Annotated in this window: 26 protein-coding genes; 14 read left to right on the top strand and 12 right to left on the bottom strand. The window is 62.9% G+C overall.

Annotated features, from left to right (window positions below; genetic code table 11):
• Window positions 1–65: 65 nt before the first annotated feature.
• A complete protein-coding gene (locus tag GJ698_RS17875; protein WP_154359211.1) occupies window positions 66–728 on the top strand; it encodes a GntR family transcriptional regulator in 663 nt (220 codons plus the stop codon).
• Here the strand turns inward: GJ698_RS17875 and GJ698_RS17870 are convergent.
• On the bottom strand, window positions 725–1186 hold the full coding sequence (locus GJ698_RS17870) for an RrF2 family transcriptional regulator (RefSeq protein ID WP_154359210.1): 462 nt from the start codon (window positions 1184–1186) through the stop codon (window positions 725–727). The genes GJ698_RS17875 and GJ698_RS17870 overlap by 4 nt on opposite strands.
• Before the next feature lie 125 nt (window positions 1187–1311).
• Between GJ698_RS17870 and GJ698_RS17865 the strand changes: the two genes are divergently transcribed.
• Complete coding sequence (locus GJ698_RS17865) at window positions 1312–1563, top strand: hypothetical protein (protein ID WP_154359209.1); 252 nt, start codon at window positions 1312–1314, stop codon at window positions 1561–1563.
• Here the strand turns inward: GJ698_RS17865 and GJ698_RS17860 are convergent, their stop codons facing one another.
• Entirely contained in the window at window positions 1564–2748 is a 1185-nt protein-coding gene (locus tag GJ698_RS17860) for a multidrug effflux MFS transporter (protein ID WP_154359208.1), read from the bottom strand.
• 149 nt (window positions 2749–2897) lie between these two features.
• Between GJ698_RS17860 and epsC the strand changes: the two genes are divergently transcribed.
• The 3 genes from epsC (at window position 2898) to GJ698_RS17845 (ending at window position 5259) form a co-directional block, all read left to right on the top strand.
• Window positions 2898–3821 (top strand): serine O-acetyltransferase EpsC, encoded by a 924-nt coding sequence (epsC, locus tag GJ698_RS17855; RefSeq protein WP_154359207.1) that lies wholly within the window; start codon window positions 2898–2900, stop codon window positions 3819–3821.
• Window positions 3822–3925: 104 nt separating this feature from the next.
• Entirely contained in the window at window positions 3926–4846 is a 921-nt protein-coding gene (locus GJ698_RS17850) for a phosphatase PAP2 family protein (RefSeq protein WP_154359206.1), read from the top strand.
• A gap of 44 nt (window positions 4847–4890) precedes the next feature.
• Window positions 4891–5259, top strand: coding sequence for a YXWGXW repeat-containing protein (locus tag GJ698_RS17845; RefSeq protein ID WP_154359293.1), 369 nt, complete (start codon window positions 4891–4893; stop codon window positions 5257–5259).
• Here the strand turns inward: GJ698_RS17845 and GJ698_RS17840 are convergent.
• Genes GJ698_RS17840 through GJ698_RS17820 form a run of 5 tightly spaced genes read right to left on the bottom strand, consistent with a single transcriptional unit; the run spans window position 5217 to window position 10087 of the window.
• Window positions 5217–6566 carry an LLM class flavin-dependent oxidoreductase gene (locus tag GJ698_RS17840; RefSeq protein ID WP_154359205.1) on the bottom strand — a complete coding sequence of 450 codons (1350 nt, stop codon included), beginning with the start codon at window positions 6564–6566 and terminating at the stop codon, window positions 5217–5219. The two genes, GJ698_RS17845 and GJ698_RS17840, sit on opposite strands and share 43 nt — an antisense overlap.
• Window positions 6566–7378: a MetQ/NlpA family ABC transporter substrate-binding protein gene (locus tag GJ698_RS17835; protein WP_154359204.1), complete on the bottom strand. Its 813-nt coding sequence runs from the start codon at window positions 7376–7378 to the stop codon at window positions 6566–6568. The genes GJ698_RS17840 and GJ698_RS17835 overlap by 1 nt, the downstream gene beginning before the upstream one ends.
• A 10-nt stretch (window positions 7379–7388) precedes the next feature.
• The gene (locus GJ698_RS17830) at window positions 7389–8081 is read right to left on the bottom strand and encodes a methionine ABC transporter permease (protein ID WP_154359203.1); all 693 of its coding nucleotides are present in this window, start codon (window positions 8079–8081) and stop codon (window positions 7389–7391) included.
• Window positions 8074–8883 carry a methionine ABC transporter ATP-binding protein gene (locus GJ698_RS17825; protein WP_154359202.1) on the bottom strand — a complete coding sequence of 270 codons (810 nt, stop codon included), beginning with the start codon at window positions 8881–8883 and terminating at the stop codon, window positions 8074–8076. Before GJ698_RS17825 ends, GJ698_RS17830 begins: the two co-directional genes overlap by 8 nt.
• A gap of 7 nt (window positions 8884–8890) precedes the next feature.
• Window positions 8891–10087: an acyl-CoA dehydrogenase family protein gene (locus GJ698_RS17820; RefSeq protein WP_154359201.1), complete on the bottom strand. Its 1197-nt coding sequence runs from the start codon at window positions 10085–10087 to the stop codon at window positions 8891–8893.
• Between the two features lie 196 nt (window positions 10088–10283).
• Between GJ698_RS17820 and ssuE the strand changes: the two genes are divergently transcribed.
• The 7 genes from ssuE (at window position 10284) to GJ698_RS17785 (ending at window position 17248) form a co-directional block, all read left to right on the top strand.
• Window positions 10284–10871: an NADPH-dependent FMN reductase gene (gene ssuE, locus GJ698_RS17815; RefSeq protein ID WP_154359200.1), complete on the top strand. Its 588-nt coding sequence runs from the start codon at window positions 10284–10286 to the stop codon at window positions 10869–10871.
• A 9-nt stretch (window positions 10872–10880) separates the two neighbouring features.
• Window positions 10881–11867, top strand: coding sequence for a sulfonate ABC transporter substrate-binding protein (locus GJ698_RS17810; protein WP_154359199.1), 987 nt, complete (start codon window positions 10881–10883; stop codon window positions 11865–11867).
• A 16-nt stretch (window positions 11868–11883) separates the two neighbouring features.
• Entirely contained in the window at window positions 11884–13029 is a 1146-nt protein-coding gene (gene ssuD / locus GJ698_RS17805; protein ID WP_208023845.1) for an FMNH2-dependent alkanesulfonate monooxygenase, read from the top strand.
• Complete coding sequence (gene ssuC, locus GJ698_RS17800) at window positions 13030–13788, top strand: aliphatic sulfonate ABC transporter permease SsuC (RefSeq protein WP_154359197.1); 759 nt, start codon at window positions 13030–13032, stop codon at window positions 13786–13788.
• Window positions 13789–13797: 9 nt separating this feature from the next.
• Entirely contained in the window at window positions 13798–14613 is an 816-nt protein-coding gene (locus GJ698_RS17795; RefSeq protein WP_154359196.1) for an ATP-binding cassette domain-containing protein, read from the top strand.
• A 219-nt stretch (window positions 14614–14832) separates the two neighbouring features.
• A complete protein-coding gene (locus GJ698_RS17790; protein ID WP_154359195.1) occupies window positions 14833–15399 on the top strand; it encodes a YceI family protein in 567 nt (188 codons plus the stop codon).
• Between the two features lie 88 nt (window positions 15400–15487).
• Window positions 15488–17248, top strand: a complete 1761-nt coding sequence (locus GJ698_RS17785; protein ID WP_154359194.1) for an amidohydrolase — start codon at window positions 15488–15490, stop codon at window positions 17246–17248.
• A 17-nt stretch (window positions 17249–17265) separates the two neighbouring features.
• Here GJ698_RS17785 and GJ698_RS17780 read toward each other — a convergent pair whose 3' ends face one another.
• Both GJ698_RS17780 and GJ698_RS17775 read right to left on the bottom strand, forming a co-directional pair.
• Window positions 17266–17853: a chromate transporter gene (locus GJ698_RS17780; RefSeq protein WP_154359193.1), complete on the bottom strand. Its 588-nt coding sequence runs from the start codon at window positions 17851–17853 to the stop codon at window positions 17266–17268.
• Entirely contained in the window at window positions 17850–18422 is a 573-nt protein-coding gene (locus tag GJ698_RS17775; protein WP_154359192.1) for a chromate transporter, read from the bottom strand. The genes GJ698_RS17780 and GJ698_RS17775 overlap by 4 nt, the downstream gene beginning before the upstream one ends.
• Before the next feature lie 131 nt (window positions 18423–18553).
• On the opposite strand from GJ698_RS17775, the gene GJ698_RS17770 reads away from it, so the two are divergent.
• Complete coding sequence (locus GJ698_RS17770; protein WP_229260047.1) at window positions 18554–18781, top strand: hypothetical protein; 228 nt, start codon at window positions 18554–18556, stop codon at window positions 18779–18781.
• 255 nt (window positions 18782–19036) lie between these two features.
• Here the strand turns inward: GJ698_RS17770 and GJ698_RS17765 are convergent, their stop codons facing one another.
• Both GJ698_RS17765 and GJ698_RS17760 read right to left on the bottom strand, forming a co-directional pair.
• Window positions 19037–19930 (bottom strand): PAS domain-containing protein, encoded by an 894-nt coding sequence (locus tag GJ698_RS17765; RefSeq protein ID WP_154359191.1) that lies wholly within the window; start codon window positions 19928–19930, stop codon window positions 19037–19039.
• A 324-nt stretch (window positions 19931–20254) separates the two neighbouring features.
• Window positions 20255–20617, bottom strand: coding sequence for a hypothetical protein (locus GJ698_RS17760; protein WP_154359190.1), 363 nt, complete (start codon window positions 20615–20617; stop codon window positions 20255–20257).
• Window positions 20618–20769: 152 nt separating this feature from the next.
• Between GJ698_RS17760 and GJ698_RS31280 the strand changes: the two genes are divergently transcribed.
• Entirely contained in the window at window positions 20770–23784 is a 3015-nt protein-coding gene (locus GJ698_RS31280) for a sensor histidine kinase (RefSeq protein ID WP_154359189.1), read from the top strand.
• On the opposite strand, the gene GJ698_RS17750 is transcribed toward GJ698_RS31280, so the two are convergent.
• The gene (locus tag GJ698_RS17750; protein ID WP_154359188.1) at window positions 23777–24148 is read right to left on the bottom strand and encodes a hypothetical protein; all 372 of its coding nucleotides are present in this window, start codon (window positions 24146–24148) and stop codon (window positions 23777–23779) included. The genes GJ698_RS31280 and GJ698_RS17750 overlap by 8 nt on opposite strands.
• Window positions 24149–24169 lie beyond the last annotated feature (21 nt).

Genomic DNA, 24169 nt, shown 5'->3' with positions numbered 1-24169 from the left:
TGTGCTTTTTTATGTATACAAGAATAGCGGTTGCGCATACGTTGTCAAGCGATATAATGGGAGGCATGACAACTCATTCCGCTACTCTCCGCGAGCAAATCGAAGAAATGATTGCTGTCGGCGAGCTCAAACCCGGCCAGCATCTCGATGAAACCGAGCTGGCGACGCGCTTTGGCGTGTCGCGCACGCCGATCCGCGAGACCTTGATTCAGCTGTCGTCCATGGGATTGGTGGTGATACGGCCGCGCCGCGGCGCCATCGTTGCCGAGTTGGGGCCGCAGCAGCTGGTGGAGATGTTCGAGGTGATGTCGGAATTGGAGGCGGTCTGCGGCCGCCTGGCCGCGCGCCGCATGACGCCGGACGAGCAGAAGTCGCTATTGGTCGCGCACCAGGCCTGCCAGGCGGCGCTTGATGCGCAGGAGCCGGACGAGTATTACTATAAGAACGAAATCTTCCACGAGGCGATTTACGCCGGCAGCCACAATCAATTCCTGATCGAGCAGACGCGCGCGCTATACCGCCGCCTGCGTCCCTACCGCCGCCTGCAACTGCGCGTGCGCAACCGGCTGGCCAATTCCTACAACGAGCATGACGGCGTGGTGCAGGCCATCCTGGACGGCGACGGCGACCGCGCCGCCCATCTACTGCGTGAACACGTGATGATCCAGGGCCAGCGCTTCTCGGATTTAATGGCGTCGCTGCCGCAGCTGCGGCAGGATGCCGCCTAGTGCGATTTGACTGAGTTGCGGATGATGCGCACCGGCTTGCTCTGCGAATGCACTGGATCGCCCGGCAGCATGTCGGCCAGCGTCTGCTGATCGAGGACGTTGAGGAAGGCCCGGGTGGCGTCGTTCAGCGTGTGTTTCAGCTTGCAGTCAGGCGTCAGCGGACAGGTGTCGGTGGCGCGGTCGAAGCATTCGGCCATGAAGAAATCGGTCTCGGTAGAGCGTACCAGCTCGCCGATGTTGATGTCCTTCGGTTCCTTCCCCAGACGCAGCCCGCCATTGCGGCCGCGTACCGTCTCCACCAGGCCGGACAGGCCGAGTTGATAAACCACCTTCATCAGGTGGTTTTTTGAAATCACATGCAGATCGGCGATGTCCTGGATGGTGACCAGGCGATCCCGATTGGCCGCCAGGTAGAGCAGCGTACGCAGTGAATAGTCGGTAAAAGAGGTGAGACGCATTCGTGGTTCTGGCTTAAGGCAGATTAATGCGTCATTTTACATGCTAGTGAGTTATCTTGCGTACCGACCCCTCGCCGCGCTTGGGGCATACTGGCGCAACAGCTAGGAATAGGCAAGGAGGTCGTATGGATAACGAAGATGAACGTCGCCGCTTTATCAGCGAATTGTGGCAGCGTTTCGAGCAATTGCAGGCGTGGGCGGTGGAAAACTGGCCCGACAAGGACAATCCGCTGTCGAGCGCGGACTTTGTCGAAGCCCGCAAGGAGATACTGGGCCTGCGCAATCCCGCCCAGGCGCCCGGCGGCTCACCTGCCGAGCGTGAGCCGGAGCAGGGCGGGGCGCAGTATATCGACCTGAATCCCGCGCCCTGGCCCTGATCAGTCGTGCGTGACCGGCGTGCCGGTCTGCGCCAGCAGCCAGGCGATCACGCTCAGCACCAGGCTGGCGAGCACGCCCCAGGCCAGATTCAGCGCGCTGTCGAACAGCAGCGGCGCCACCAGGCCGGACACCAGCGCAAACAGCAGCATCTGGATAAACGACTGCATCGACGACGCCAGCCCGCTGTTATTCGGGAAGTACTCCAGCGCGATCATCGACAGCGGCGTCATGGCCAGCGCCAGGCCGAAGGAATAGATAAACAGCGGCATCACCGCCCACGGCACCGCCGCCACGAAGAACAGGTTGTAGCCGACGTTGATCACGCCGGCGATGATCATGATCGCAAAGCCCATCCATACCTGCGACTTGCGCGGGTAGCGGTGCGCGAATTTGCCCGACAGCGCCGAACCCACCACCATGCCGCTGATCAGCGGCACGAACATCCACGCAAACGCGGTTTCCGGCAGGTGCAGGATATTCATCACGAAGTAGGCGGCGGAGCCGATGTACAGCGCCACGCCCGCAAAGCACATGCCGACCGCTACCGCCAGCAGCAGGAAGTGGTGGTGACACAGCACCTTCCAGTAGTTCTTGGCGATCGCGCCGAGATGGAAAGGATGGCGGTCCTTCACCGCCAGGCTTTCCGGCAGCGCGCGCAGGACGGCCACCAGCATGATCACGCCGAAGGCACTGAGGAACCAGAAGATCGAGCGCCAGCCGAAGCTTACCTGCAGCCAGCCGCCCAGCACCGGCGCAATCGCAGGCGCCAGGCCGAACACCATCATGATGTGCGACAGGATCTTCTGCGCCTGGACGCCATCGAAGCGATCCAGCACGATCGCGCGGCCCACCACCGAACCGGCGCCGGCGGCCAGGCCCTGCACCACGCGGCAGGCCAGCAGCACGCCGATCGACGGCGCCATCGCTGCCACCACCGACGCCACGATATACAGCACCAGCGAGACCAGAATCACCGGGCGGCGGCCGAACGAATCGGACAGCGTGCCGTAGAACAGCATCATGAACGCGAAGCAGAACAGGAACATCGATAGCGTCTGCTGCACCAGCAGCGGGCTGGCGCCAAAGGCCACGGTAATGGCGGGGAAGGACGGCAGATAGGTATCGATGGCGAGCGGACCGACCATCGTCAGGCCGGCCAGCAGCAGCGTCAGCAAAATATTCATGAATAGCGTATTGTTCGTTGGACCCGGCATTTTACGCGATATGCGCATGCCGCATAAGAAAGGCTGAAATCATTCGTTCGCCTGCGCGGATCGGGTGGTTATGCTGCACGGTGGGCGACTGCGCCCGTGCTTTTCGAATTCGAGACAATATGACTATAGATACTTTCGACGGCACGTCCGTCAAGCCTTCACACTGGAACCTGGCCAGCGTGATCGAGCAGCTGCGTGTATCGCGCGAGGCCACCCACAACATCCGCCACCATGGCCGCGTGCGCGAACTGCCGTCGCGCGAGGCGCTGACCATTATCGTCAACGGCCTGCAGGCGGCGCTGTTCCCCACCCATTACGGCCGTCCCAACCTGACCGACGAGAGCATCGACTTCTTCGTCGGCGATACCCTGACCACCACCTTGAGCCGCCTGGCCGAGCAGGTGCGGCGCGGTTTGCAGTTCTCGTCCGAGGACGCGATCCCTGACGAAGAAGCGTTGACCCGGCAGGCGCACGACATCACGCGCCAGTTCGCGGCGGAGCTGCCCCAGGTGCGCGGCCTGCTGGTGTCCGACGTGCAGGCGGCGTTTTCCGGCGACCCGGCGGCGACGTCGGTGGCCGAGATCATGCTGTGCTATCCGGGCACCATCGCGATTCTGTACTACCGCCTGGCGCACAGCCTGCATCGCCTTGGCTCGCCATTCCTGGCGCGGCTGATTTCCGACATCGGCCATTCGCTGACCGGGATCGATATCCACCCCGGCGCGCAGATCGGCGCCAGCTTCTTCATCGACCATGGCACCGGCGTGGTGATCGGCGAGACCGCCATCATCGGCCAGCGCGTGCGGCTGTACCAGCACGTCACGCTGGGCGCCAAGCGCTTTCCGGCGGACGAGCAGGGCGTCTTGATCAAAGGCGTGCCGCGCCATCCGATCGTGGAAGACGACGTGGTGATCTACGCCGGCGCCACCATCCTTGGCCGCATCACCATCGGCGCCGGTTCCACCATCGGCGGCAATGTGTGGCTGACGCAGAGCGTCCCGCCGGGCAGCAATGTGTCGCAGGCGCAGATGCGCAACGACTAATTCGCCATCGGCGCCGGCACGCCGCTGCGGGATTATGCATATCGGAGAAGATTTGTCATACAATCCGGTATTGTAAATTTACCATCCGAGGGAATGTCGCACGTATGATGCTGCCGGCGCCGGACTATCGTGGCCTGAGGGCGCTGTCCCTGGTATCCGCCATCTATCTGATCCTCATGCTGGCCTGGGGCTACCATGCGCATTGGGCCTTGCGCGATGGCGAGCGGGCGGCGATTCTCCTTGCGGTGGTCCTGTCGTTCCTGACGCCGCTGGTATTCCCTCGCTGCTGGCGCAGCGCCCGCGTGCGCAGCATGCTGCTGACCTACGTCGCGCTCATCGTCTTCAGTAATTTTTCGGCGGCGCTTGGCTATTTTCTGGTCACCACCGATGCGCCGCTGGTGGATGCGACGCTGTCGCGCTGGGATATCGCACTGGGATTCGACTGGGTGGCCTACTGCCGCTGGATACAGCAGCATCCATGGGCGGATCTGTGGCTGAAGTACGGCTACAAGAGCTTTATCGTGCAGTTCCCGCTGATGGTGATCTACCTGTCGCTGACGCGGCGATTCAAGCAGCTGTCCGACTTTTGCGGCGGCATGGTCGTCAGCATGATCATTACCCATGTCAGCAGCTGGTTCTATCCGGCGGCCGGCGCCGGCAAATACTACGCTGCGCAGCTGGCGGTGGATATGTCGGGGCTGAGCGACTTTGAACCGCTGCGTTCCGGCGCATTGCGCACCGTCGATCCAACCGCTTTGCAAGGACTGATCTCGATTCCTTCCTATCACACCGTGCTGGCGGTGCTGTTCACCTGCGCATTCTGGCGCACCCGGCTCGCGTGGCCGGTGCTGTTGGTGAACATCAGCATGATCCTGGCGACGCCGAAGTTCGGCGGCCATTACGTGGTCGATGTAATCACCGGCGCCATGACCGTGGCGGTGTCGATCGCGCTCTGGCGAAAAATTACATTTACTTACGCCGGAAACCTGCCTTATACATCGGATTCGTCGACTCAGGCGTTATAGGTGCTGGCGCGGCAATCGCCGCATCAACACCGAGGACTCTGAACATGACAAATAAAATAATCATCGCGGCGGCTATTGCCATCGCTTTAAGCGGCTGCACCACCGTCGTCAAGGAACGCGTGGTGGTCCACGACCATCCAGCCACCGTGCGCTACGCACCGGCGCCGATCCAGGAGATGATACCGCCGTCGCCGGCTTCCGGCTATGCCTGGGTCCAGGGCCATTGGGCCTGGCGCGACCATGGCTGGCAATGGCAGCGGGGCTATTGGTATCAAGGACCGGCGCGGCCTATGCCTGCGGTGATCGTCGAACAGATCACGGTCGCGCCTAGCCCTTCACACTACTGGGTGCCTGGCCACTGGGCCTGGCATCACAACGAGTGGGAATGGACGCGCGGTCGCTGGGAACGCTGAAACAGCTTCTCGCGTAAAGTGCCGGCGTCGTACTCCTGGCGATAGCGGCCGCGCCGCTGGAGTTCCGGCACAACCAGCTCCACCACGTCGCGCATGCTTTCGTGGGCCACGGCGAAGGCGAGATTGAAACCGTCGATGCCGGTGTCGTCCTGCCACGCTTCGAGCTGGCTGGCGATCTGCGATGGATCGCCGACCAGCACCGGTCCGCGTCCGCCAAGGCCGATGAACTGGGCCGCTTCGCGCACGGTCCAGCGGCGGTCCGGGTCGGCCTGGCTGAAGGAAGCCAGCGCCGAACGGCCGGCGTCGGAGTCGATGTATTCGATGGTGGCGTCCAGCGGGAACTTGCTGAAGTCGACGCCGGTCCAGCCGGACAGCAGCGCCAGTGCGGCTTCGATGTCGATGTGGCGCTTGTATTCTTCATGCTTGGCGCGCGCCTCGGCTTCCGTCGGCGCGGTGACGATCAACGCCTGGGCGTAGATTTTGAGGTCGTCGCCATCGCGGCCGGCGGCGCGCACGGCGGCACGCAGGTCGTCCGCATACTTCTTCACCACTTTTTTGCTTGGTCCGCTGACGAAGGTACATTCCGCGTGCTGCGCCGCGAATGCCGTGCCGCGCGGCGAGGTGCCGGCCTGGTACAGCAGCGGCGTGCGTTGCGGCGAGGGTTCGCACAGGTGAAAGCCGGGCACCTTGTAGTATTTGCCTTCATGGTTGATCGGATGGATGCGCGCCGGATCGGTATAGATGCCGCGCTGCTTGTCGTTGACCACCGCGCCGTCTTCCCAGCTTTGCTCCCACAGCTTGTAGACCACTTCCATGTATTCGTCGGCGAGGTCGTAGCGTTCGTCGTGGCTCAGTTGCTGATTCAGCCCGAGGTTGCGCGCCGCGCTGTCCAGGTAACCGGTGACGATGTTCCAGCCTATGCGGCCGCGCGTCAGGTGGTCCAGCGTGGAGATGCGACGGGCGAAGGTGTAGGGATGTTCATACGTCAGCGCGCATGTCACGCCGAAGCCGAGGTGTCTGGTGGCCTGCGCCATCAGCGGCACCAGCGCCAGCGGATCGTTCAGCGGCACTTGCACGCCGTGTTTGATGGCCGCGTCGGCGCTGCCTTCAAACACGTCGTACACGCCCAGCACGTCTGCCAGGAAGATGGCGTCGAAGCGCCCGCGCTCCAGCAGCTGCGCCAGCTCGGTCCAGTGGTCCGGGTCTTTGTAGCGGTGGCTGTTGTCGCGCGGGTGGGTCCATAGTCCGGGCGACTGGTGGCTCACCGTGTTCATTTGAAAGGCGTTGAAGCGTATGAGTTTCGGCATTACTTTTCCAGCGCAAGCTGATAGTCGGTCTTGGCGTAGTCGGCGAAGTACTTGTTGGTCACGGCGAGGAATTCGCGCGAGCGGTAGGCTGCGGCGATGTCCTTGGCGAACTGCTTGTCCTTGTCGGCGGTGCGCACGGCGACCAGGTTGGCGTAGGATGGCGAGATTTTTTCGGTGATCAACGCGTCCTTCAGCTTCAGGCCCGATGCCAGCGCGTAGTTACCGTTGACGAAGGCGTAGTCGGCGTCCTGCAATGAACGCGGCAGCTGTGCGGCTTCCAGCGGCAGCAGCTTGATTTTCTTGATGTTGGAGGCGACGTCCTTTTCCGACGCCTTCAGCGGATCGGTTTTTTCGCGCAGCTTGATCCAGCCCAGTTGATCCAGCAGCACCAGCGCGCGCGCCTGGTTGGTCGGGTCGTTCGGCAGGGCGATGGTAGTGCCTTCCTTGACGTCGTTCAGCGTCTTGTGTTTTTGGCTGTACAGCGCAATCGGCGCTGTCGGAATCTTGATCAGTTCCGACAATGCCAGCTTATGGTCGGTCGAGAACTTGGTCAGGTAGACGATGTGCTGGAAGACGTTGGCGTCCAGCGAGCCTTCGGCCAGCGCGTAGTTGGGCTGGATGTAGTCGTTGAACTCCACCAGCTTGACTTTGTAGCCCTGTTTTTCCAGGATCGGCTTGATGCCGAACTTGATCTGGTCCGCATACGGGCCGGAGCTGGTGCCGATGACGATTTCTTTCGGGTCTTTGGCGTAGGCGGAGAGGCTGATTGCGGCGGCGACGGCGGCCAGCAGCAGGTTGCGGCGAGTGTTCATGTGCTTCCTTTTAGCGTTTATCTATTTTTTTGGCGATGCGGTTGCCGGCAAACTGGATCACCTGCACCATGAGGATCAGGATGGCGACGGTGGCGACCATGATGTCGGTTTCGAAGCGGTAGTAGCCGTAGCGGATGGCGAGATCGCCGATGCCGCCGCCGCCCACCACGCCGGCCACGGCGGAGTAGGACAGGAAGCTGATCGACAGCACGGTCAGCGCCAGCACCAGGCCGGAGCGGGCTTCCACCAGCAGCACGCGCAGGATGATTTGCAGTTCCGAGGCACCCATGGCGTGGGCGGCTTCGATGACGCCGCGCGGGACTTCGCGCAGGTTCTGTTCTACCAGGCGGGCGAAGTAGGGAATGGCGGCGAACGACAGCGGCACGGCGGCGGCCAGCGGGCCGATGGAGGTGCCGGCGATGGCGCGCGTGAACGGCACCAGCGCCACCAGCAGGATGATGAAGGGGAATGACCGGACGGTGTTCACCAGCCAGCCCAGCACCAGCGCGGCAGGACGGTTTTGCAGCGATTGGCCGTCGGCCACCAGGAACAGCACGATGCCGAGCGGGCCGCCGATCAGGATCGCGGCGGACAGGCCGATGCCGAGCATGACCAGCGTCTGGCCGAGGGCTTCCCACATTTCAGGCAGCATGGCGACGATGGCGTTGGCCGAGGCGCCCAGCGAGGACAGGAGTTCAGACATGGGCGGTCTCCAGTGGCGCGATGGCGGCGATGGCATTCGCCGCGCTCGCGCGGGTGGCGACGGCGGCGGCGAGTTCGCGGCCCAGGGCGGTGTGTCGTGGGGCGGCGAGGCTGGTGGCGTCGTCGAGCGCGAACTGTTCGGCGATGGCGCCGTTTTCGATGACGGCGACGTGGTCGCAGATCGTGCCGATCACGTCCAGTTCATGGCTGACGATGACGATGGTGACGTCCAGCCGGTGATTGATGTCCTTTAGCGTCGCCAGCAGCGCGCGCGTGGTCTCGGCGTCCAGCGCCGATGTCGGCTCATCGCACAGCAGTACCGCCGGTTTGCTGGCCAGCGCGCGGGCGATGGCGACGCGCTGTTTCTGCCCGCCCGACAGCTGCGCGGGATAGCTGTCAGCCTTGTCGGACAGGCCGACAAGCGCCAGGCAGTCGCTGACGCGCGCAGCGATCTGCTGCTTGCTTTGCCCGCCATGAATATGCAACGGGAAGGCGACGTTATCGGAAACGGTCGCATTCTGCAGCAGATTAAACTGCTGGAAGATCATGCCGATATTGGCGCGCGCGTCGCGCAAATCGCGCTTGGACAGCGACGTCAGTTCGCGCCCATCAACCGTGATCGCACCATGGTCCGGCCGTTCCAGCAGATTAATCAACCGCAGCAGCGTGGACTTGCCGGCGCCGCTCTTGCCGATCAGGCCAAAGATATCGCCTTGGACCACATCCAGCGACACATCGCGCACCGCATGAAAGTCGCCGAAGGATTTGCTCGCATGCTCGATGCGAATCAGGGGAGTAGTCATTGAAAAATCAGGAATAAGCAGTAGGTTCGGGCAGCGTGCCGTCGAGCGCATAGCGTCCGAGGTCGCGGATTTTGTAGTCGACCGGATCGTGCAAGGTATGCACGCGCACGTTGCGCCAGAAGCGGTCGTAGCCGAATTTGGCGGAAGTCGAGCGCGCGCCGGTCAGCTCGAAGATCTCGCTGCTGACATCCACGCCGGCCGTATGCGCCAGCACCTTGGCTTCGGCCACCGACACCGCCAGCTCGCCGCGCTGCTGTGCCGTGACGGCCGCGCCGAGACGGAACAGGCGATCAAGCTCCTGTGCTGCGTGGTCCGCCAGCACGGCGGCAGGCCGCAGCTTGAGCCACAACTGGCCGAAGCGATGCTGAACCAGCGGATCGGCGCCGGCCTTCTCCACGCCGGAAGCGAACCAGGGCCGCGCTTCCTGTGCGATATAGGCGCGCGCAGTTTCAAACGCACCTTCGCCGATACCGAGATATAAGTTCGCCATGATCAGCTGCGCCACCTGCGACCGCAGCGAAGCCTGCGCCGTTGGCTGGACGCCCGGCGCCTGCAGCACCTGCGTCAACGGCAGCGACACCTGATTGAAGTGCACATTGCCGCTGTCGGTCTGCTTCTGGCCGAAGGCGTCCCAGTCCGCCTGCACCGCCACGCCATGCTGGCGCGTCGGCACCACGCCGATCAGGGCGCTTTGCGACGGCTCGTGCCAGGCCGAGATGGTCAGCCAGTCCGAACCCACCGAGCCGGACGAAAAACTCTTCACGCCATCCAGCTGGAAGCCATAGTCGGCATCGATCGCGAGGGTGCGCCTGTCGAGCGGATTCAGGGCGTTACCCCAGAAAAGATTCTGCTCCACCGTCTGCGTCAGGAAGCGGCGCTGCTGCTGCGCGCTGCCGTACAGCTGTATGCCGGCCAGTTGCAGATGGTGGAAACCGAAGATATGCGCCAGCGCGCTGTCGGCGCGGGCCAGGATGCGTATCACTTGATAGACCGTCGGCCAGTCCGCGCCCTGGCCGCCGTAGGCAGCCGGGATGGATAAGGTAAGCAGGCCGGATTCACGTATCCACTCGCGTTCCTGTGCTGCGTGGCCGCCTGCCTGGTCGCGCGCATTGGCGCTGGCGGCCAGTCGCTGCGCCAGTTCGGCCGCGACGTGTAGCGGATCGTGCGCAGGATGGTGCGACGGTTTGAGTAAGGCATTAGACATGGTATGTCCACTTGAGAGAGGAATCGGTCTTGCCAGTATGAAGAGCGTTCCAAAGTCAGTACACGAAGAAATCCGGCTTTCCTTATGCGGAAAAATCATGCAATGGATTTTGCATATCGAAGCGCAAAACAATTCGTTTTGAATTCAATGGTGCAGATTTATGCTGAACGCCACCATCAAAATCACGGGACAGACCATGAGCATCCTTCTCATCAGCGGCAGTCCGGCGGCGCCATCGAGCACTGGCCGTTTGCTGGATCACGTCGGCGACAAGCTGGCCGCGCTGGGCCACCGCCACAGCAAACTGCAAGTACGCGACCTGCCGGCAAAAGCCCTGCTGCATGCGGATTTTGCCGATCTGGCCCTGAAGCGCGCGGTCGATGCCGTCGCCGACGCGGATGCCATCGTGATCGCCACACCGATTTACAAGGCTTCCTACACCGGCCTGCTGAAAGCCTTCCTCGACCTGCTGCCGCAGGACGGCCTGAAGGACAAGCTGGTGCTGCCGCTGGCCACCGGCGGCAGCCAGTCGCACATGCTGGCGCTGGACTATGCGCTGCGCCCGGTGCTGCACGCGCTGGACGCGCGCCAGGTCTTCACCAGTATTTATGCGACGTCGCAGCAGCTGACTTGGAACGACGTCAGCGGCCTGACGGTCGATCCGGCCATCGCCTGGCGCGTGCAGGCCGGCGTGGATGCGTTGTCGGCATGCCTGAACGCACCGCGCCTGCGGCAGGATGACGTGTTTGTGGCGCCGGCCCAGCCTGTGCGCCTGGCGCGCTAAGGAGTCTTTATGAGTATCGAACAGAAACGCGCTTCGCGCCGTCATACCCTGGGCTTGCTGTTTGCGGCCGGCGTGATGGCGGCCGGCGCAGGCCAGTCGCAGGCGCAGACGGCGGCCAAACAGGAAGTCCGCATCGGCTACCAGAAATACGGCACGCTGACGCTGCTGAAAGGCCGCGGCACGCTGGAACAGCGCCTGGCCTCGCGCAACGTCACCGTGAAATGGACGGAATTCCCGGCCGGCCCGCAACTGCTGGAAGGCCTGAACGTCGGCAGCGTGGACTTCGGCACGGTCGGCGAAGCGCCGCCGATCTTTGCGCAGGCGGCCGGCGCCAACCTGGTTTATGTTGGCAACGAGCCGCCGTCGCCGGGCAGCGAAGCCATCGTCGTACACAAGGATTCCAGGCTGCGCAGCCTCGCTGATTTAAAAGGCAAAAAGGTGGTGCTGAACAAAGGCTCCAACGTCCATTACCTGCTGGTGAAGGCGCTGGAGAAGGCGGGCCTGGGCTACAAGGATATCGAAGTGGTCTATCTGCCGCCGGCCGACGCGCGCGCCGCGTTCGAGCGCGGCAGCGTGGATGCCTGGGCGATCTGGGATCCGTTCCTGGCCGCCGCCGAAAAGCAGCTGAACGCGCGCGTGCTGGCTGACGGTAAAGGGCTGGTGGCCAATCACCAGTTCTACCTGGCTGCGCGTCCGTATGCCGAGAAGAACAGCGACATCGTTCGCATCGTGCTGGAAGAAATCGCCCGCATCGACGAGTGGGGCGCCAGGAATCCGAAAGAAGTCGCCGCCATCCTGGCCACGCAAACCGGGCTGGATGTGGACATTGTGGCGCTGGCCGCCTCGCGCTACAGCTACGGCGTCAAGCCGATCAGCGCCGACGTGCTGGACCAACAGCAAAAGGTCGCCGATGCTTTCTCGAATCTGAAACTGATCCCGAAACCGATCGCGGTCAAGGATGCAACCCTGCCGGCGAAACAGCTGGCGGCGCAATAAGGAAGTCAAGATGTCCCTGAATCTGTTCTGGTTTATTCCGACCCATGGCGACAGTCGTTACCTCGGCACCTCCAAGGGCGCGCGCGCCATCGACGGCAACTACCTGAAACAGGTGGCGGTGGCCGCCGATACGCTGGGCTACGACGGCGTGCTGCTGCCGACCGGCCGTTCCTGCGAAGACGCATGGGTGGTCGCCTCGTCGCTGATCCACGTGACGCAAAACCTCAAGTTCCTGGTGGCGATCCGTCCGGGCCTGACCACGCCGGGACTGGCGGTGCGCATGGCGTCGACCTTCGACCGCCTGTCCAATGGCCGCCTGCTGATCAACGTCGTCACCGGCGGCGACCAGGGCGAGCTGGAAGCCGACGGCCTGTATGCCGATCACGCCAAGCGCTACGAAATCTCGGATGAATTCATCCGCGTATGGCGCGCGTCGCTGGCGGGCGAGGGCGGCGACAAGGGCTACGATTTCGACGGCAAGCATATCAAGGTGAAGGGCGCCAAGACGCTGTATCCGCCGGTGCAGAAACCGCATCCGCCGCTGTATTTCGGCGGTTCGTCGGAACCGGCGCACGAACTGGCGGCCGAGCAGATGGACGTCTACCTGACCTGGGGCGAGCCGCCGGCCGCCGTGGCCGAGAAGCTGGACGACATCCGCGCGCGCGCCGCCAAGCGTGGCCGCACCGTCAAATTCGGCATCCGCCTGCACGTCATCGTCCGCGAAACCAACGAGGAAGCATGGCGCGCCGCCGATGAACTGATCAGCAATCTGGATGACGAAGTGATCGCCAAGGCGCAGGCCTCGTTCGCCAAAATGGATTCGGTAGGACAGCAACGCATGGCAGCTTTGCACGGCGGACGCCGCGACAAGCTCGAAGTATCGCCCAACCTCTGGGCCGGCGTGGGACTGGTGCGTGGTGGCGCCGGGACCGCGCTGGTGGGCGACCCCGAAACCGTGGCTGCGCGTATCAAGGAATACGCCGACCTGGGTATCGAGACCTTTATCTTCTCGGGCTATCCGCACCTGGAAGAGTCGTACCGCTTCGCGGAACTGGTGTTCCCGCTGCTGGGCAAGGGGCGGGACCACGGCGAACAATCGCTGAGCGGCCCGTTCGGCGAGATCATGGCCAGCGACATCCTGCCCAAGAAGAAGGCCGCGTAGATGAAGAAGCAAAGCATATGGACGCCGTGGGTACTGCCGGTGCTGCTGATCGCGGTGTGGCAGGTATCGTCGCAACTGGGCTGGCTGTCCAGCCGCATCCTGCCGGAGCCGTGGGCGGTGGCGAAAGCCTTCTGGACGCTGGCGGTGTCGGGCGAGCTGTGGGTGCATCTGCGTACCAGCTTGTGGCGCGCGACCACCGGCTTCGCCATCGGCGCCAGTCTGGGCCTGCTGCTTGGGCTGTTGACCGGCAGCTTCCGCCGCGCGGAAACGCTGCTCGACACCACGCTGCAAATGGTCCGCAACATCCCGGCGCTGGCGCTGATACCGCTGGTGATCCTGTGGTTCGGCATCGACGAAACGGCCAAGCTGTTCCTGCTGGCGGTAGGCGTGTTCTTCCCGGTGTACCTGAATACCTTCCACGGCATCCGCTCGGCGGATCAGGGCCTGATCGAGATGGCGCGCAGCTATGGCCTGTCCGGCTGGCCGCTGTACCGCGACGTGATCCTGCCGGCGGCGCTGCCGTCCATCCTGGTCGGCGTGCGCTTTTCGCTCGGCCTGGTGTGGGTGCTGCTGATTGTGGCGGAAACGATTTCGGCGCAAGCCGGCATCGGCTACATGACCATGAATGCGCGCGAGTTCCTGCAAACCGATGTGGTGCTGGTCGGGATTCTGCTGTACGCCTTGCTGGGCAAGGCGGCCGATCTGGTGTCGCGCGGGCTGGAAAAACACTTCCTGCGCTGGAACCCGGCTTACCGTTAAGGAGATCCCATGCATATTTCTACCGCTTTGTTCGATACGGGCGCATTGCCGCGCGAGAGCGCGACCTGGACTTCCGCGCCACCGGCGCGCCGCCAGGGCGTGGCGCTGAATCTGGAGAGCGTCAGCAAATCCTTCGGTACGCGCCAAGTGCTGCATGACGTGCAGCTGGAACTGCGTCCCGGCGAGTTTGTCGCCATCGTCGGCCGCAGCGGCTGCGGCAAGAGCACGCTGCTGCGCGCGATCGCCGGGCTGGAGACAGCCGACCAGGGCAGCATCAAGATCGGTACGGGCAGCATCGCCTCCAGCATCCGCATCATGTTCCAGGAGGCGCGCCTGCTGCCGTGGAAGACGGTGCTGGACAACGTCGCGCTCGGCCTGCCACGGTCGCTGAATGCGGCGGCGGCCACGCTGGCCACCGTCGGCCTGGCGGAGCGCGCCGATGACTGGCCGGCCGAGCTGTCCGGCGGCCAGCGTCAGCGCGTCGCCCTGGCGCGAGCCTTGCTGCATGAGCCGCAACTGCTGCTGCTCGATGAACCGCTCGGCGCGCTCGATGCGTTGACGCGCATCGAGATGCAGCAGCTGATCGAGTCTCTGTGGCTGGCGCGCGGTTTCACCGCGGTATTGGTCACGCACGATGTGCAGGAGGCGCTGGCGTTGGCCGACCGCGTGGTGCTGATCGAGGACGGCCGGATTACGCTGGACATGAAGGTCGACCTGCCGCGTCCGCGCGCGCGGGGCAATGCGGCGTTTGCCGCGCTGGAACAGCGCCTGCTGGGCCGGATTTTGAAGCAAACGCCTGTCTCCGACGCTGCGATCGCGGCGTAATCTCCTCTGCATGGATTCCCGCCTGCGGCGGGAACGACTCACCGGTCTAAGTCTTTCGGCAGATTCCCTTCGCCTTTCGTTCCGTTATGATAACGCTACGCTGATATGATCGATTTTATCGATAGTAAAGCGGTAAATTTTTCGTTTTACAACTTTAGATGTCGCGAGCATAATCGTCCTCACTCGAACAATCTTGTTCACCACATTAGGAGTTTCTAAATGAAAAAAATTGTTGCCCTGCTGATCGCCGCCGGCGTTTCCCTGTCCGCTTTCGCTGCCCCTGATACCTTCGTCTCCGACGTCAACCACACCTTCTCCAGCTTTGGTTACAGCCACTTCGGTTTCAGCAACCAGCAAAGCCGCTTCAACAGCACCACCGCCAAGGTAACGCTGGACCGCGCTGCCAAGACCGGTTCGGTAGAAGCAACGATCGATGCCAAATCGGTGGACACCGGTTCGAAACTGTTCGACGGCCACATCCAGGGCGAACAATTCCTGGACACCGCCAAGTTCCCGACCATCACCTACAAGTCGACCAAGGTCAACTTCAAAGGCGACGTGCCATCGACCGTGGAAGGCAACCTGACCATCAAGGGCGTGACCAAGCCAGTGACCCTGACCATCACCAACTTCAAGTGCGCTGAACACCCAATGGCCAAGAAACTGGCTTGCGGCGCCAACGCCACCGCCACCATCAAGCGTACCGAATTCAACGCAGGCGCTTACGCTCCTAACGTTGGCGATGAAGTGACCCTGAGCTTCGCTATCGAAGCAATCAAAGAGTAATCCGGAGAACTGAGCTGGCCTCAATTCTCTGACACGGCCGGCGCGAATCCTTCGGATCGCGCCGGTTTTTTTATTTTTAGGAGTCGTTATGAAATTGACCCAGCTCGCCTTCGCGGCAGCAATCGCCTGCGCGCTTCCCGCGCACGCAACCGACCTGATCATCACCAATGGCAAGGTCGCCACCATGAGCAAAGAGGGCGCCTTCGCGCAAGCCCTGGCCATCAAGGATGGCAAGATCGAGGCGGTGGGCAGCAACGCCCAGATCCTCAAGCTCAAATCCTCCACCACGCAAGTGATCGACGCCGCCGGCAAGACCGTCATTCCCGGCCTGAACGACTCGCACCTGCACATCATCCGCGAAGGCCTGAACTACAACGCCGAGCTGCGCTGGGATGGCGTGACCTCGCTGAAGAAAGCGCTGCAGATGCTCAAGGAGCAGGCCGCGCGCACGCCGGACGGCGCCTGGATCAAGGTGGTGGGCGGCTGGAACGAATTCCAGTTCGAAGAAAAGCGCCTGCCGACGCTGGAAGAAATCAATGCGGCGGTGCCGGACAAACCGGTGTTCATTCTCTACCTGTACGGCCTGGGTTACCTGAACCAGAAGGGTATCGCCGCGCTGGGCTACAACGCCGACACCAAATTCAAGGATGGCGTGGTGGAGCTGGGCGCGGACGGCAAGCCGACCGGCATGCTGATCGCCAAGCCGAATGCGGCTATTTTGTACGGCACGCTGGCCAAGACCAATGTCCTGCCGCGCTACGAACAGCTGAACTCGACGCAGCAGTACTATACCGAACTGAACCGCCTCGGCCTGACCAGCGCCATCGACGCGGGCGGCGGCGGCCAGGCCTATCCGGACGATTACGCGGTGAGCCTGGAGCTGGCCAGGAACGGCAAGCTGACGGTCCGCACTTCTTATTACCTGTTCGCGCAGAAGCCGGGCAAGGAACTGGAAGACTACCAGCGCTGGCTGACGCAAACCCATCCCGACAAGAACGATCACCTGTTCTACGCCAACGGCTACAACACCGAGGGCGGCGGCGAGAACCTGGTGTGGAGCGCGGCCGACTTCGAGAACTTCCTGGAGCCGCGTCCGGACATGCCGCACGAGATGGAAGGCGAGCTGGAGCCGGTGTTGCGCCTGCTGATCAAGAACCGCTGGCCGTTCCGCATCCACGCCACGTATGACGAGAGCATCGACCGCGACCTGGCGGTGATCGAAAAAGTCAATAAAGACACGCCGCTGAACGGCTTGCGCTGGTTCTTCGACCACGCCGAAACCATCAGCGACAAGCAGCTGGCGCGCGTGAAGGCGCTGGGCGGCGGCATTGCGGTGCAGAACCGCATGTACTTCCAGGGCGAGCTGTACTGGAAGCAGTACGGCGCGCAGACCCGCCAGATGCCGCCGATTAAGAAGATGCTGGAGATGAAGATTCCGGTCGGCCTGGGCACGGATGGCACGCGCGTATCGAGCTATGGACCGTGGCCCTCGATTTACTGGGCGGTGAGCGGCAAGACAGCGGGCGGACTGGCGATCTGGCAGCGCAAGGACGTGTTGAGCCGCTATCAGGCGCTGAAGCTGATGACGCAAGGCAGTGCGTGGATGAGCGGCGAAGAGAAGCTGAAAGGGACGCTGACCAAAGGCAAGTATGCGGACCTGGTGATCCTGCCGCAGGACTACTTCACGATGGATGTGGAGAAGATCAAGAACCTGGAATCCAGCCTGACGATCGTCAACGGCAAAGTCGTCTACGCCGCGCCGGAGTATGCGCAGTACGCGCCATCGAAACTCGGGGTGGCGCCAGACTGGAGCCCGGTAAAATACTACGGCGGTTATCAGAACAAGTAAAACCCGGCCACCGGCGGCTAGAGGGGTAAAAACCAGCCAATAACAGCCCCCGCCGCCAGCAGCCACAGCAGATGAATCCGCGTCCGCCAGATCAGCAACCCGGCCACCAGCGAAATCACCCACAGCGGCCAATCGCTTGCCGCATCGCCGCCGGCCGCCGCCAGTATCAGCCCAACCGACACCATCAACCCCACCACCACCGGCGCCATGCCCTGCTTGAAAGCGCGCACGCCCACCAGGTCGCGGTTCTGATGCCCCCAGCGCGCAGCAAAATAGGTCAGGGTGGTGCTGGGAATCAGAATCCCCAGCATGGTCACCGCCACGCCCGCCAGCGCCGCCGCATAGCTGCCCGCATTCAAGCCCACGTTCCAGCCCATCAGCGCCACGAACAGCACGTTCGGCCCCGGCGCCGCCTGCGCGATCGCCATCGAATTATTGAACTGCGCCTGCGTCAGCCAATGATGCTCCACCACCAGGTAGCGGTGCATCTCGGTCGATGTCGAAATCGCGCCGCCGATCGACAGCAGCGACAGCAGCAGGTAATGCCCGAACAGGCCCAGCCAGTCGGCAAAGGTCAACACGATGTGGAGCGGCGCCTCGTTCATGCGGTTGCGCCTTTCAGCTTGCGCCAGGTGAGTGCAAAGCTCAGGCCGCCCAGGATCAGCAGCGTGTAGCCCAGCGGCAGGTGCAGCGCCAGTCCGAAGACCATGCACAGCAGCACAATCAGCCCGGTCTGCCACCCCGGCAGCGGATGCTTGCGCAGCGCCGCCCCCAGCTTGACGCCGGTGGCCGCGATCAGTCCGGCCGTCACCGCCGCCATGCCGCGCAACGCGCCGGCCACGCCCGAATGATTGCCGTACTGCGCATACAGCAGCGCCAGTCCCAGCACCACCAGCAACGGCACGCACAGCATGCCGGCCAGGGCGCAGAGCGCGCCGCGCAGGCCGAAGTAGCGGTCGCCGATCATCAGCGAGATATTCACCACGTTGGGGCCGGGCAGGATCTGCGCGACGGCCCAGTCTTCCAGAAACTCTTCCGGCGTCAGCCATTTCTTGCGTTCCACCATCTCACGTTGCACCACGGCCAGCACGCCGCCGAAGCCTTGCAGCGCAAGCAGGGTGAAGGAGATGAACAGATCGAGCAGGGAATGGGGGCGCGGGCGGTCGGGGTTCATGCCACATTATAGAACGGAAGGTTTTAATTGCGGAATGATAGGAGGCTGACATTGACTTTGTCGGAGCGTCGGCCATACTCCCTGAGCGCATCGACGATCGGGGCGGCAGCCCCTCACTTTCACGAAGGATCATGATGAACGTCTCGCTAGTCCAGAGCCTGGAATCGGCCCCGCCGGTCAGCTTATTCCAGCCCCGCCACAACGAGGAATGGAGCGCCGTCGTCAACCGCGGCATCCTGGTGCAGTCCAGTTTTAATACCGTGTGTGCGATCGAATACCTGAAATCGCACAACGTCGATCCCAAGGTGATCGAACGCGTGCTATTGCACCCGGATCAGCGGCGAAAAACCACGCATTGATATACCGCGCCCAGGTTTACTTATACACAAATCATGTTGGCAAGAATTTTTTTGAAAACTTTTTGCGTGACAATCCGTGAGAATATAAGTCATTGATTTTTAAGGGTATTCGTTTTGCCTGTTGGATGTGCAGTTTGTAGAAAACCGCGCCGTTACAGGCTGTATCCGTTGTCAATGGGGTGCTATCCACATAGTTATGCACAGGATTTGTGGATATCCGGAAAAATGCTTATGGATCCGTAACTTAAGCGAAACTTAAAGCGGAATCTTGAGCGCCTGCAACACGCTGCCGACGATGATGGCGCCGCCGCCGTCGCCGGTGGCGGTGATGCGCAGCCGGACTTCCTGGCCGTCGCGGCGCCAGGTGGTGATGACGTCGGTCCATGCTTCGCCATCTTTCAGCGCCTGCAGCGCATCGGCCAGCTGGTCCTGCGGATAGGGCGGGGCGTGCAGCAGGCGCGCGTCGGCGCCCTCCAGCTCCTCGCGGCTGTACTGGAACACGGTGCAGAACTTGTCGTTGACGGTGACGAAGTGGCCGCGTGCATCCAGCGTGGCAACCACGGCATGCTGGTCGACGGCGGCCAGCAGCTTCAGAGCCCGGTCCAGCTCGCTTTGCAGGGCGACGCTGTGGCGATGCGCTTCCTCCAGCCCGGCATAGGCGCGCAGCGAGGAAATCACCGTGGTGAACAGCTTGCGCGTGGTGAGGTCGGTCTTGCACCAGAAATCGTTGATGTCGTAATCGAGGATGATGCTGTGCTCCAGCGCCTGGCCCGGCTGGCCGGTGCGCAGCACGATGCGCACCAGGTTGTTGTGCAGGCTGTCGCGGATCTGGCGCGCCACGTGCAGGCCGGCGTCGCTGGTTTCCATGATGACGTCCAGCAACACCAGGGCGATGTCCGGGGTGTTGCGCAGCACGTTGAGCGCTTCCTCGCCGCTGTAGGCATGCAGAAAACTGAGCCGGCGGCCCTGGAAGCAGGCGTTGCTGAGCGAGAACTTGGTGACAACGTGGACATCCACATCATCGTCAACGATCAGCACCCGCCATGGCGGCGGCGCCGGGGCTGCACTGGCGCCGCCCTGGCGCGTCTCGTTGCCGGGCTGCGCCTCGTCTTCTATCATCCAATCGGTATCGTCGTCGTTCTGATTCATGCAGATTCCCATCGTAAGTCGAACTGGCCGAACTCCAGAGTGACACTATTCCTTGCCAGCACTTTTGTCAAAGGATTCCCAGTGCTGCGCGACAACGGTGTCCTGCATCCCACTTATGCACAAAAATTATTTTTTCAAGATGACGAAAAATCTCCGTGCGCCGACTTTTGACATTTCCTAAGTCATTGATTTTTCAAAGGAAAAAATATGCCTGTGGATTAGGCATTTTGTTGAAAAGCCCGTCGTTAAAGGCGTTCTCGGCTGTCAAGTGGCGGTTATTCACACCCTTATCCACAGTTGGTGTGGATATCTGAAAAAACCACTTTAAATACGCTGGCTTATGCCTTTTTGCTGAGAAATTGCTTGCGCTCCCTCTTCGGAGAGATGACGACTGATCAGGATAAGGAATACCACCAGCGCATGCAAGGCCAGCGCAAACGTCACGGCGGCGTTGGCCTGGTCGGCGGCCACCGCGGTGTAGGCCAGCAGCGCAAGCGCCGGGGAAAGGCCGTTGCGGTCGGCTTTCAGCAAGTGCCGGGAATCGAAACGTGCCCAGGTAATCACGCCGATGCCGAACAGCAGCCAGCCGGCGGCCTGATAGTCGAGGCTGCCCAGCACGATGGCAGCCAGCAGGGCGATGGCGCTGACAGGCAGTGGCAGGGATTGGAGGCGGGCTTGGATAGTCATGATGTTGCTCTCTTAATCGGTGGAACTTGCGACCAGATTAACGCCTGCAACATGATTGGTAAATTTTATTGTATCTATCTAATTGATAGGTTTTTATATTTTTGCTTTTTAGTCTATGATACAGCTTGATTAATGACCTGATTGCCCTCCCTGTGAGTCGCCGCATAATCCTGTTGTTGCTGGTATTGGCCTGCATCGCGCCGCGCGCCTGGGCACTGGATAGCAAGGTTGCACTCAGCGACTACCATCACGACATCTGGACCGGCAAGGACGGCGCGCCAGGGGAAATCGCCGCCATGGCGCAAACCGCCGACGGCTGGCTGTGGATCGGCAGCAGCACCGGCCTGTACCGTTTTGACGGCTTCCGTTTCCAGCGCTTCGAGGCGCTGCCCGGGGAGGCCATGCCCGCCAAACCGATCACCGCACTGAAGGCGCTGCGCAACGGCGACCTGCTGATCGGCTACATCTTCGGTGGCGTCAGCCGGTTGAGTAAAGGCCATCTGACGCACTATCCCTCCCATGTCGGCCCCGACCTGATTCCTGGCGTGATCAATGTCATCGCTGACGACGACGGCGTGGTGTGGGCCGCCACCAATGGCGGCTTGCTGCAGCTGAAGCAGGGCGCGTGGCGCAATGTCGGCGCCGCGATGGGGTTGCCGCGCGGCCGGGTGTCCAACATCCTGATCGACCAGTACCGGCAAATCTGGCTGGCGGCGGGCGAGCAGCTGATGGTGCTCGCGCACGGCGGGCAGCGCTTCCGTTCCGTGCTCAGTGGTTACGACACGACCAACCTGAGCGCATCGCCGGACGGCCGGCTGTGGCTCGACTCGCACGACAGGCTGACCCCTGTGCCTGCCCAGCAGCCGGGGGAACAGCTGCCGCGCCCGGAGTGGATGGCGCTGGGTGAAGGGCAGGAAGACGGCCTGTTCGACCGCGACGGCAATTACTGGGCGCTCAACTGCCCCGGCGTCTGCCGCACCGATGGCGTCGGCCGCCAGCACGGCGGTGTGTTCACGCCCACCGGCAAGCCGGACAGCCGGCTGGACCAGCCCTGGCAGGTCAGCAACCTGACCGGCAACGTGGTGTTTGAAGATCGCGATGGCAGCATCTGGATCGGCACCCAGGCCGGCGTCGAACGCTTCCGCCAGAACCGCCTGTTCCCGGTGAAGCTGTCCGGCGGCGAGCGCTTCTTCACCTTTGCCCACGACGAGGCGGGGCGGGTGCTGGTGCTGGCCAGACCCACCAATGAATTGTGGCGGCTGAACGCCGACGGCTCGGCCAGGCTGCTGGAGCGCGGCGTGGAAACGGAATACGGCGCGCTGGCCAACAGCGCCGACGGCGGCCTGCTCAGGGCCGGGCCGCACGACATCGAACGTCGCCATGGCAAGACGGTGGAACGCATCGCCTATCCGCCCGGCCTGGAGGAGCACGGCGTCGTCAACGCCGTGCGCATGGTGGATGATGGCAAGGCGCTGTGGCTGTCCGTTACGCGGCGCGGACTGTTCCGCTGGCAGGGCGGCAAGTGGATGTCGCAGGCCGAACTGGGCTTGCCGGCGGTGGTGGCGTTTGCCGCGCCGGGGGCGCCGGGCGCCATGTGGTTCGGCTATAACGACGGCACGCTGCTGTACTACGACCAGGGCCGCATCACCCGCTATGCACCGCACGAGGAAGGCGACATCGGCGCCATCACCTTCGTGCATAGCGGCCCGGAAGTGGTGGTGGGCGGCAATGCCGGCGTGGTGGTGTTGCAGGGCGGGCAGTTCCGCCGCCTCAACGCGCAAGATCCGGATGTGCTGTCGCGCGTCTCCGGCATGGCGATCTCGGCCAATGGCGATCGCTGGTTCAACGGCAGCAAGGGTGTGGTGCACGTGCGCGCCGTCGACTGGCGGATTGCGCTGGAACATCCGGAGCTTCCCATCAACTATGCGCTGTACGGCGCGCTGGACGGCTATCCGGGCTTTGCCTCCATCACCAACCACGTGCCAAGCGCGGTGGCCGATGCCGAGGGACAGCTGTGGTTTGCCGGCACCAACGGCATCGCCCGGCTCGACAGCACGCGCGCCTATCCCTTGCCGCATCCGCCGCAGGTCAAGATCGAAACGCTGGTGGCGCAAGGTAAGCGCTACCTGGAGCTGGACAAGCCGGTGCTGCTGGCGCCCGGCACTACTTCGTTGCGCATCGAATACACGGCGCTCAGCTACACCATGCCCGAAGGCCTGCGCTTCCGCTACCAGCTGGAAGGCGTGGACGCGGAGTGGCAGGATCCCGGCACGCGCCGCGCCGTTTCCTACACCAACCTGGAACCGGGCGATTACCGTTTCCGCGTGGCGGCGGTGAACCAGTTCGGCCAGTGGAACGACCGGGAGGCCGTGGTCGCGCTGCGCATCCTGCCGACCTTCAGGCAGACGCCGCTGTTCTACCTGCTGTGCACCGCATTGCTGGCCGGCGTGGTGTATCTGCTGTACCGCATGTGGCTGAACCAGGCGACGCTGCGCCTGGCCACCCGCACGGCCGAGCGCGAGCGCATTGCCCGCGCGCTGCACGACAGTTTCCTGCAAAGCGTGCACGGCCTGACCTTGAGCTTCCAGTCGGCGCTCACCGGCCTGCCGGCCGACTCGCCGGCGCGGGGCAAGATCGAACGCGTGCTGCGGATGGCGGACAAGGTGATGGAAGAGGGGCGCGACGAATTGCAGGATCTGCGTTCCGGCGCCATGGGCGACGGCGACCTGGCGCGCGGCCTGATGCTGGTGGGCGAAGTACTGGAGGAGAGCCATCGCGCCGTGTTCAGCCTGCGCACGCAGGGCAAGCCGCGTCCGCTGGACGAGCAGGTGGCGTGCGAGGTTTACAGCATCGCCCGCGAAGCGCTGATCAACGCCTTCCGCCATGCGGATGCGGCGTCGGTGCAGGTGGAGCTGGCCTACGGCGAGGCCCAGTTCACCGTACAGGTGCTGGACGACGGTAAGGGCATCGATCCGCAGATCGCCCACCACGGCAGTTCCGGGCGCTGGGGCCTGACCGGCCTGTTCGAACGCGCCAGCCGCATCGGCAGTCAGGCGACGCTGGAAAACCGCGCCAGCGGCGGCACCTGCATGCGGCTGGTGGTGCCGGCCGCATGCGCCTACGCCGGCCAGGCGCGCTGGAAACGCTGGTTGCGCGGATTCAGATAGCGGTCAGCAGCCGGCGCACGTTACCATGCGCCATCACCAGTTCCGGGCCGTCGTGCAGCAGCGCGTTGTACTTGGCGCGGAACTCCTGGTCGCCTTCCTCGCACGGGCCGATCAGCATTTCCAGCGACTGGCGGAAGGCCTTGGCTTCCTCCACCGTGACCGGCTCTTCTTCGTCGAGCCGCTCGTCGATCTGCGTCATCAGGCCGGACAGTTTTTGCAGCCAGGCGAAATGCGGATGGTTGGTGATCAGCTGCAAGTGCTCCAGCGGGCTGCCGACCGCGCCGAAATACTGGGTTTCCAGGTTGATCAGCTGCTTGTGCAGGTCGCGCAGGCCGCGCGTCAGGGCGGTAAGTTGTTCGTTCATGGCAAGTCCGTAGTGAATCGT

The sequence above is a fragment of the Duganella aquatilis genome (assembly GCF_009674565.1).
GTDB classification, from domain to species: Bacteria; Pseudomonadota; Gammaproteobacteria; order Burkholderiales; family Burkholderiaceae_D; genus Rugamonas; species Rugamonas aquatilis.
The sequence above is the reverse complement of the archived record's forward strand: the minus strand, read 5'-3'. Positions and strand labels throughout refer to the sequence as shown.

Bases quoted from the DNA above. Each gene is read 5' to 3' on its own strand.
- GJ698_RS17850 (WP_154359206.1), top strand. From the start codon at position 3,926: ATGATGCTGCCGGCGCCGGACTATCGTGGCCTGAGGGCGCTGTCCCTG.
- GJ698_RS17820 (WP_154359201.1), bottom strand. From the start codon at position 10,087: ATGTCTAATGCCTTACTCAAACCGTCGCACCATCCTGCGCACGATCCG.
- GJ698_RS17790 (WP_154359195.1), top strand. From the start codon at position 14,833: ATGAAAAAAATTGTTGCCCTGCTGATCGCCGCCGGCGTTTCCCTGTCC.
- GJ698_RS17775 (WP_154359192.1), bottom strand. From the start codon at position 18,422: ATGAACCCCGACCGCCCGCGCCCCCATTCCCTGCTCGATCTGTTCATC.
- GJ698_RS17875 (WP_154359211.1), top strand. From the start codon at position 66: ATGACAACTCATTCCGCTACTCTCCGCGAGCAAATCGAAGAAATGATT.
- ssuE (WP_154359200.1), top strand. From the start codon at position 10,284: ATGAGCATCCTTCTCATCAGCGGCAGTCCGGCGGCGCCATCGAGCACT.
- GJ698_RS17835 (WP_154359204.1), bottom strand. From the start codon at position 7,378: ATGAACACTCGCCGCAACCTGCTGCTGGCCGCCGTCGCCGCCGCAATC.
- GJ698_RS17750 (WP_154359188.1), bottom strand. From the start codon at position 24,148: ATGAACGAACAACTTACCGCCCTGACGCGCGGCCTGCGCGACCTGCAC.
- GJ698_RS17770 (WP_229260047.1), top strand. From the start codon at position 18,554: ATGATGAACGTCTCGCTAGTCCAGAGCCTGGAATCGGCCCCGCCGGTC.
- GJ698_RS17845 (WP_154359293.1), top strand. From the start codon at position 4,891: ATGACAAATAAAATAATCATCGCGGCGGCTATTGCCATCGCTTTAAGC.
- GJ698_RS17870 (WP_154359210.1), bottom strand. From the start codon at position 1,186: ATGCGTCTCACCTCTTTTACCGACTATTCACTGCGTACGCTGCTCTAC.
- GJ698_RS17810 (WP_154359199.1), top strand. From the start codon at position 10,881: ATGAGTATCGAACAGAAACGCGCTTCGCGCCGTCATACCCTGGGCTTG.
- GJ698_RS17840 (WP_154359205.1), bottom strand. From the start codon at position 6,566: ATGCCGAAACTCATACGCTTCAACGCCTTTCAAATGAACACGGTGAGC.
- GJ698_RS17760 (WP_154359190.1), bottom strand. From the start codon at position 20,617: ATGACTATCCAAGCCCGCCTCCAATCCCTGCCACTGCCTGTCAGCGCC.
- GJ698_RS17830 (WP_154359203.1), bottom strand. From the start codon at position 8,081: ATGTCTGAACTCCTGTCCTCGCTGGGCGCCTCGGCCAACGCCATCGTC.
- GJ698_RS17860 (WP_154359208.1), bottom strand. From the start codon at position 2,748: ATGAATATTTTGCTGACGCTGCTGCTGGCCGGCCTGACGATGGTCGGT.
- GJ698_RS17765 (WP_154359191.1), bottom strand. From the start codon at position 19,930: ATGAATCAGAACGACGACGATACCGATTGGATGATAGAAGACGAGGCG.
- GJ698_RS17780 (WP_154359193.1), bottom strand. From the start codon at position 17,853: ATGAACGAGGCGCCGCTCCACATCGTGTTGACCTTTGCCGACTGGCTG.
- GJ698_RS17785 (WP_154359194.1), top strand. From the start codon at position 15,488: ATGAAATTGACCCAGCTCGCCTTCGCGGCAGCAATCGCCTGCGCGCTT.
- epsC (WP_154359207.1), top strand. From the start codon at position 2,898: ATGACTATAGATACTTTCGACGGCACGTCCGTCAAGCCTTCACACTGG.
- GJ698_RS17865 (WP_154359209.1), top strand. From the start codon at position 1,312: ATGGATAACGAAGATGAACGTCGCCGCTTTATCAGCGAATTGTGGCAG.
- GJ698_RS17825 (WP_154359202.1), bottom strand. From the start codon at position 8,883: ATGACTACTCCCCTGATTCGCATCGAGCATGCGAGCAAATCCTTCGGC.
- ssuC (WP_154359197.1), top strand. From the start codon at position 13,030: ATGAAGAAGCAAAGCATATGGACGCCGTGGGTACTGCCGGTGCTGCTG.
- GJ698_RS17795 (WP_154359196.1), top strand. From the start codon at position 13,798: ATGCATATTTCTACCGCTTTGTTCGATACGGGCGCATTGCCGCGCGAG.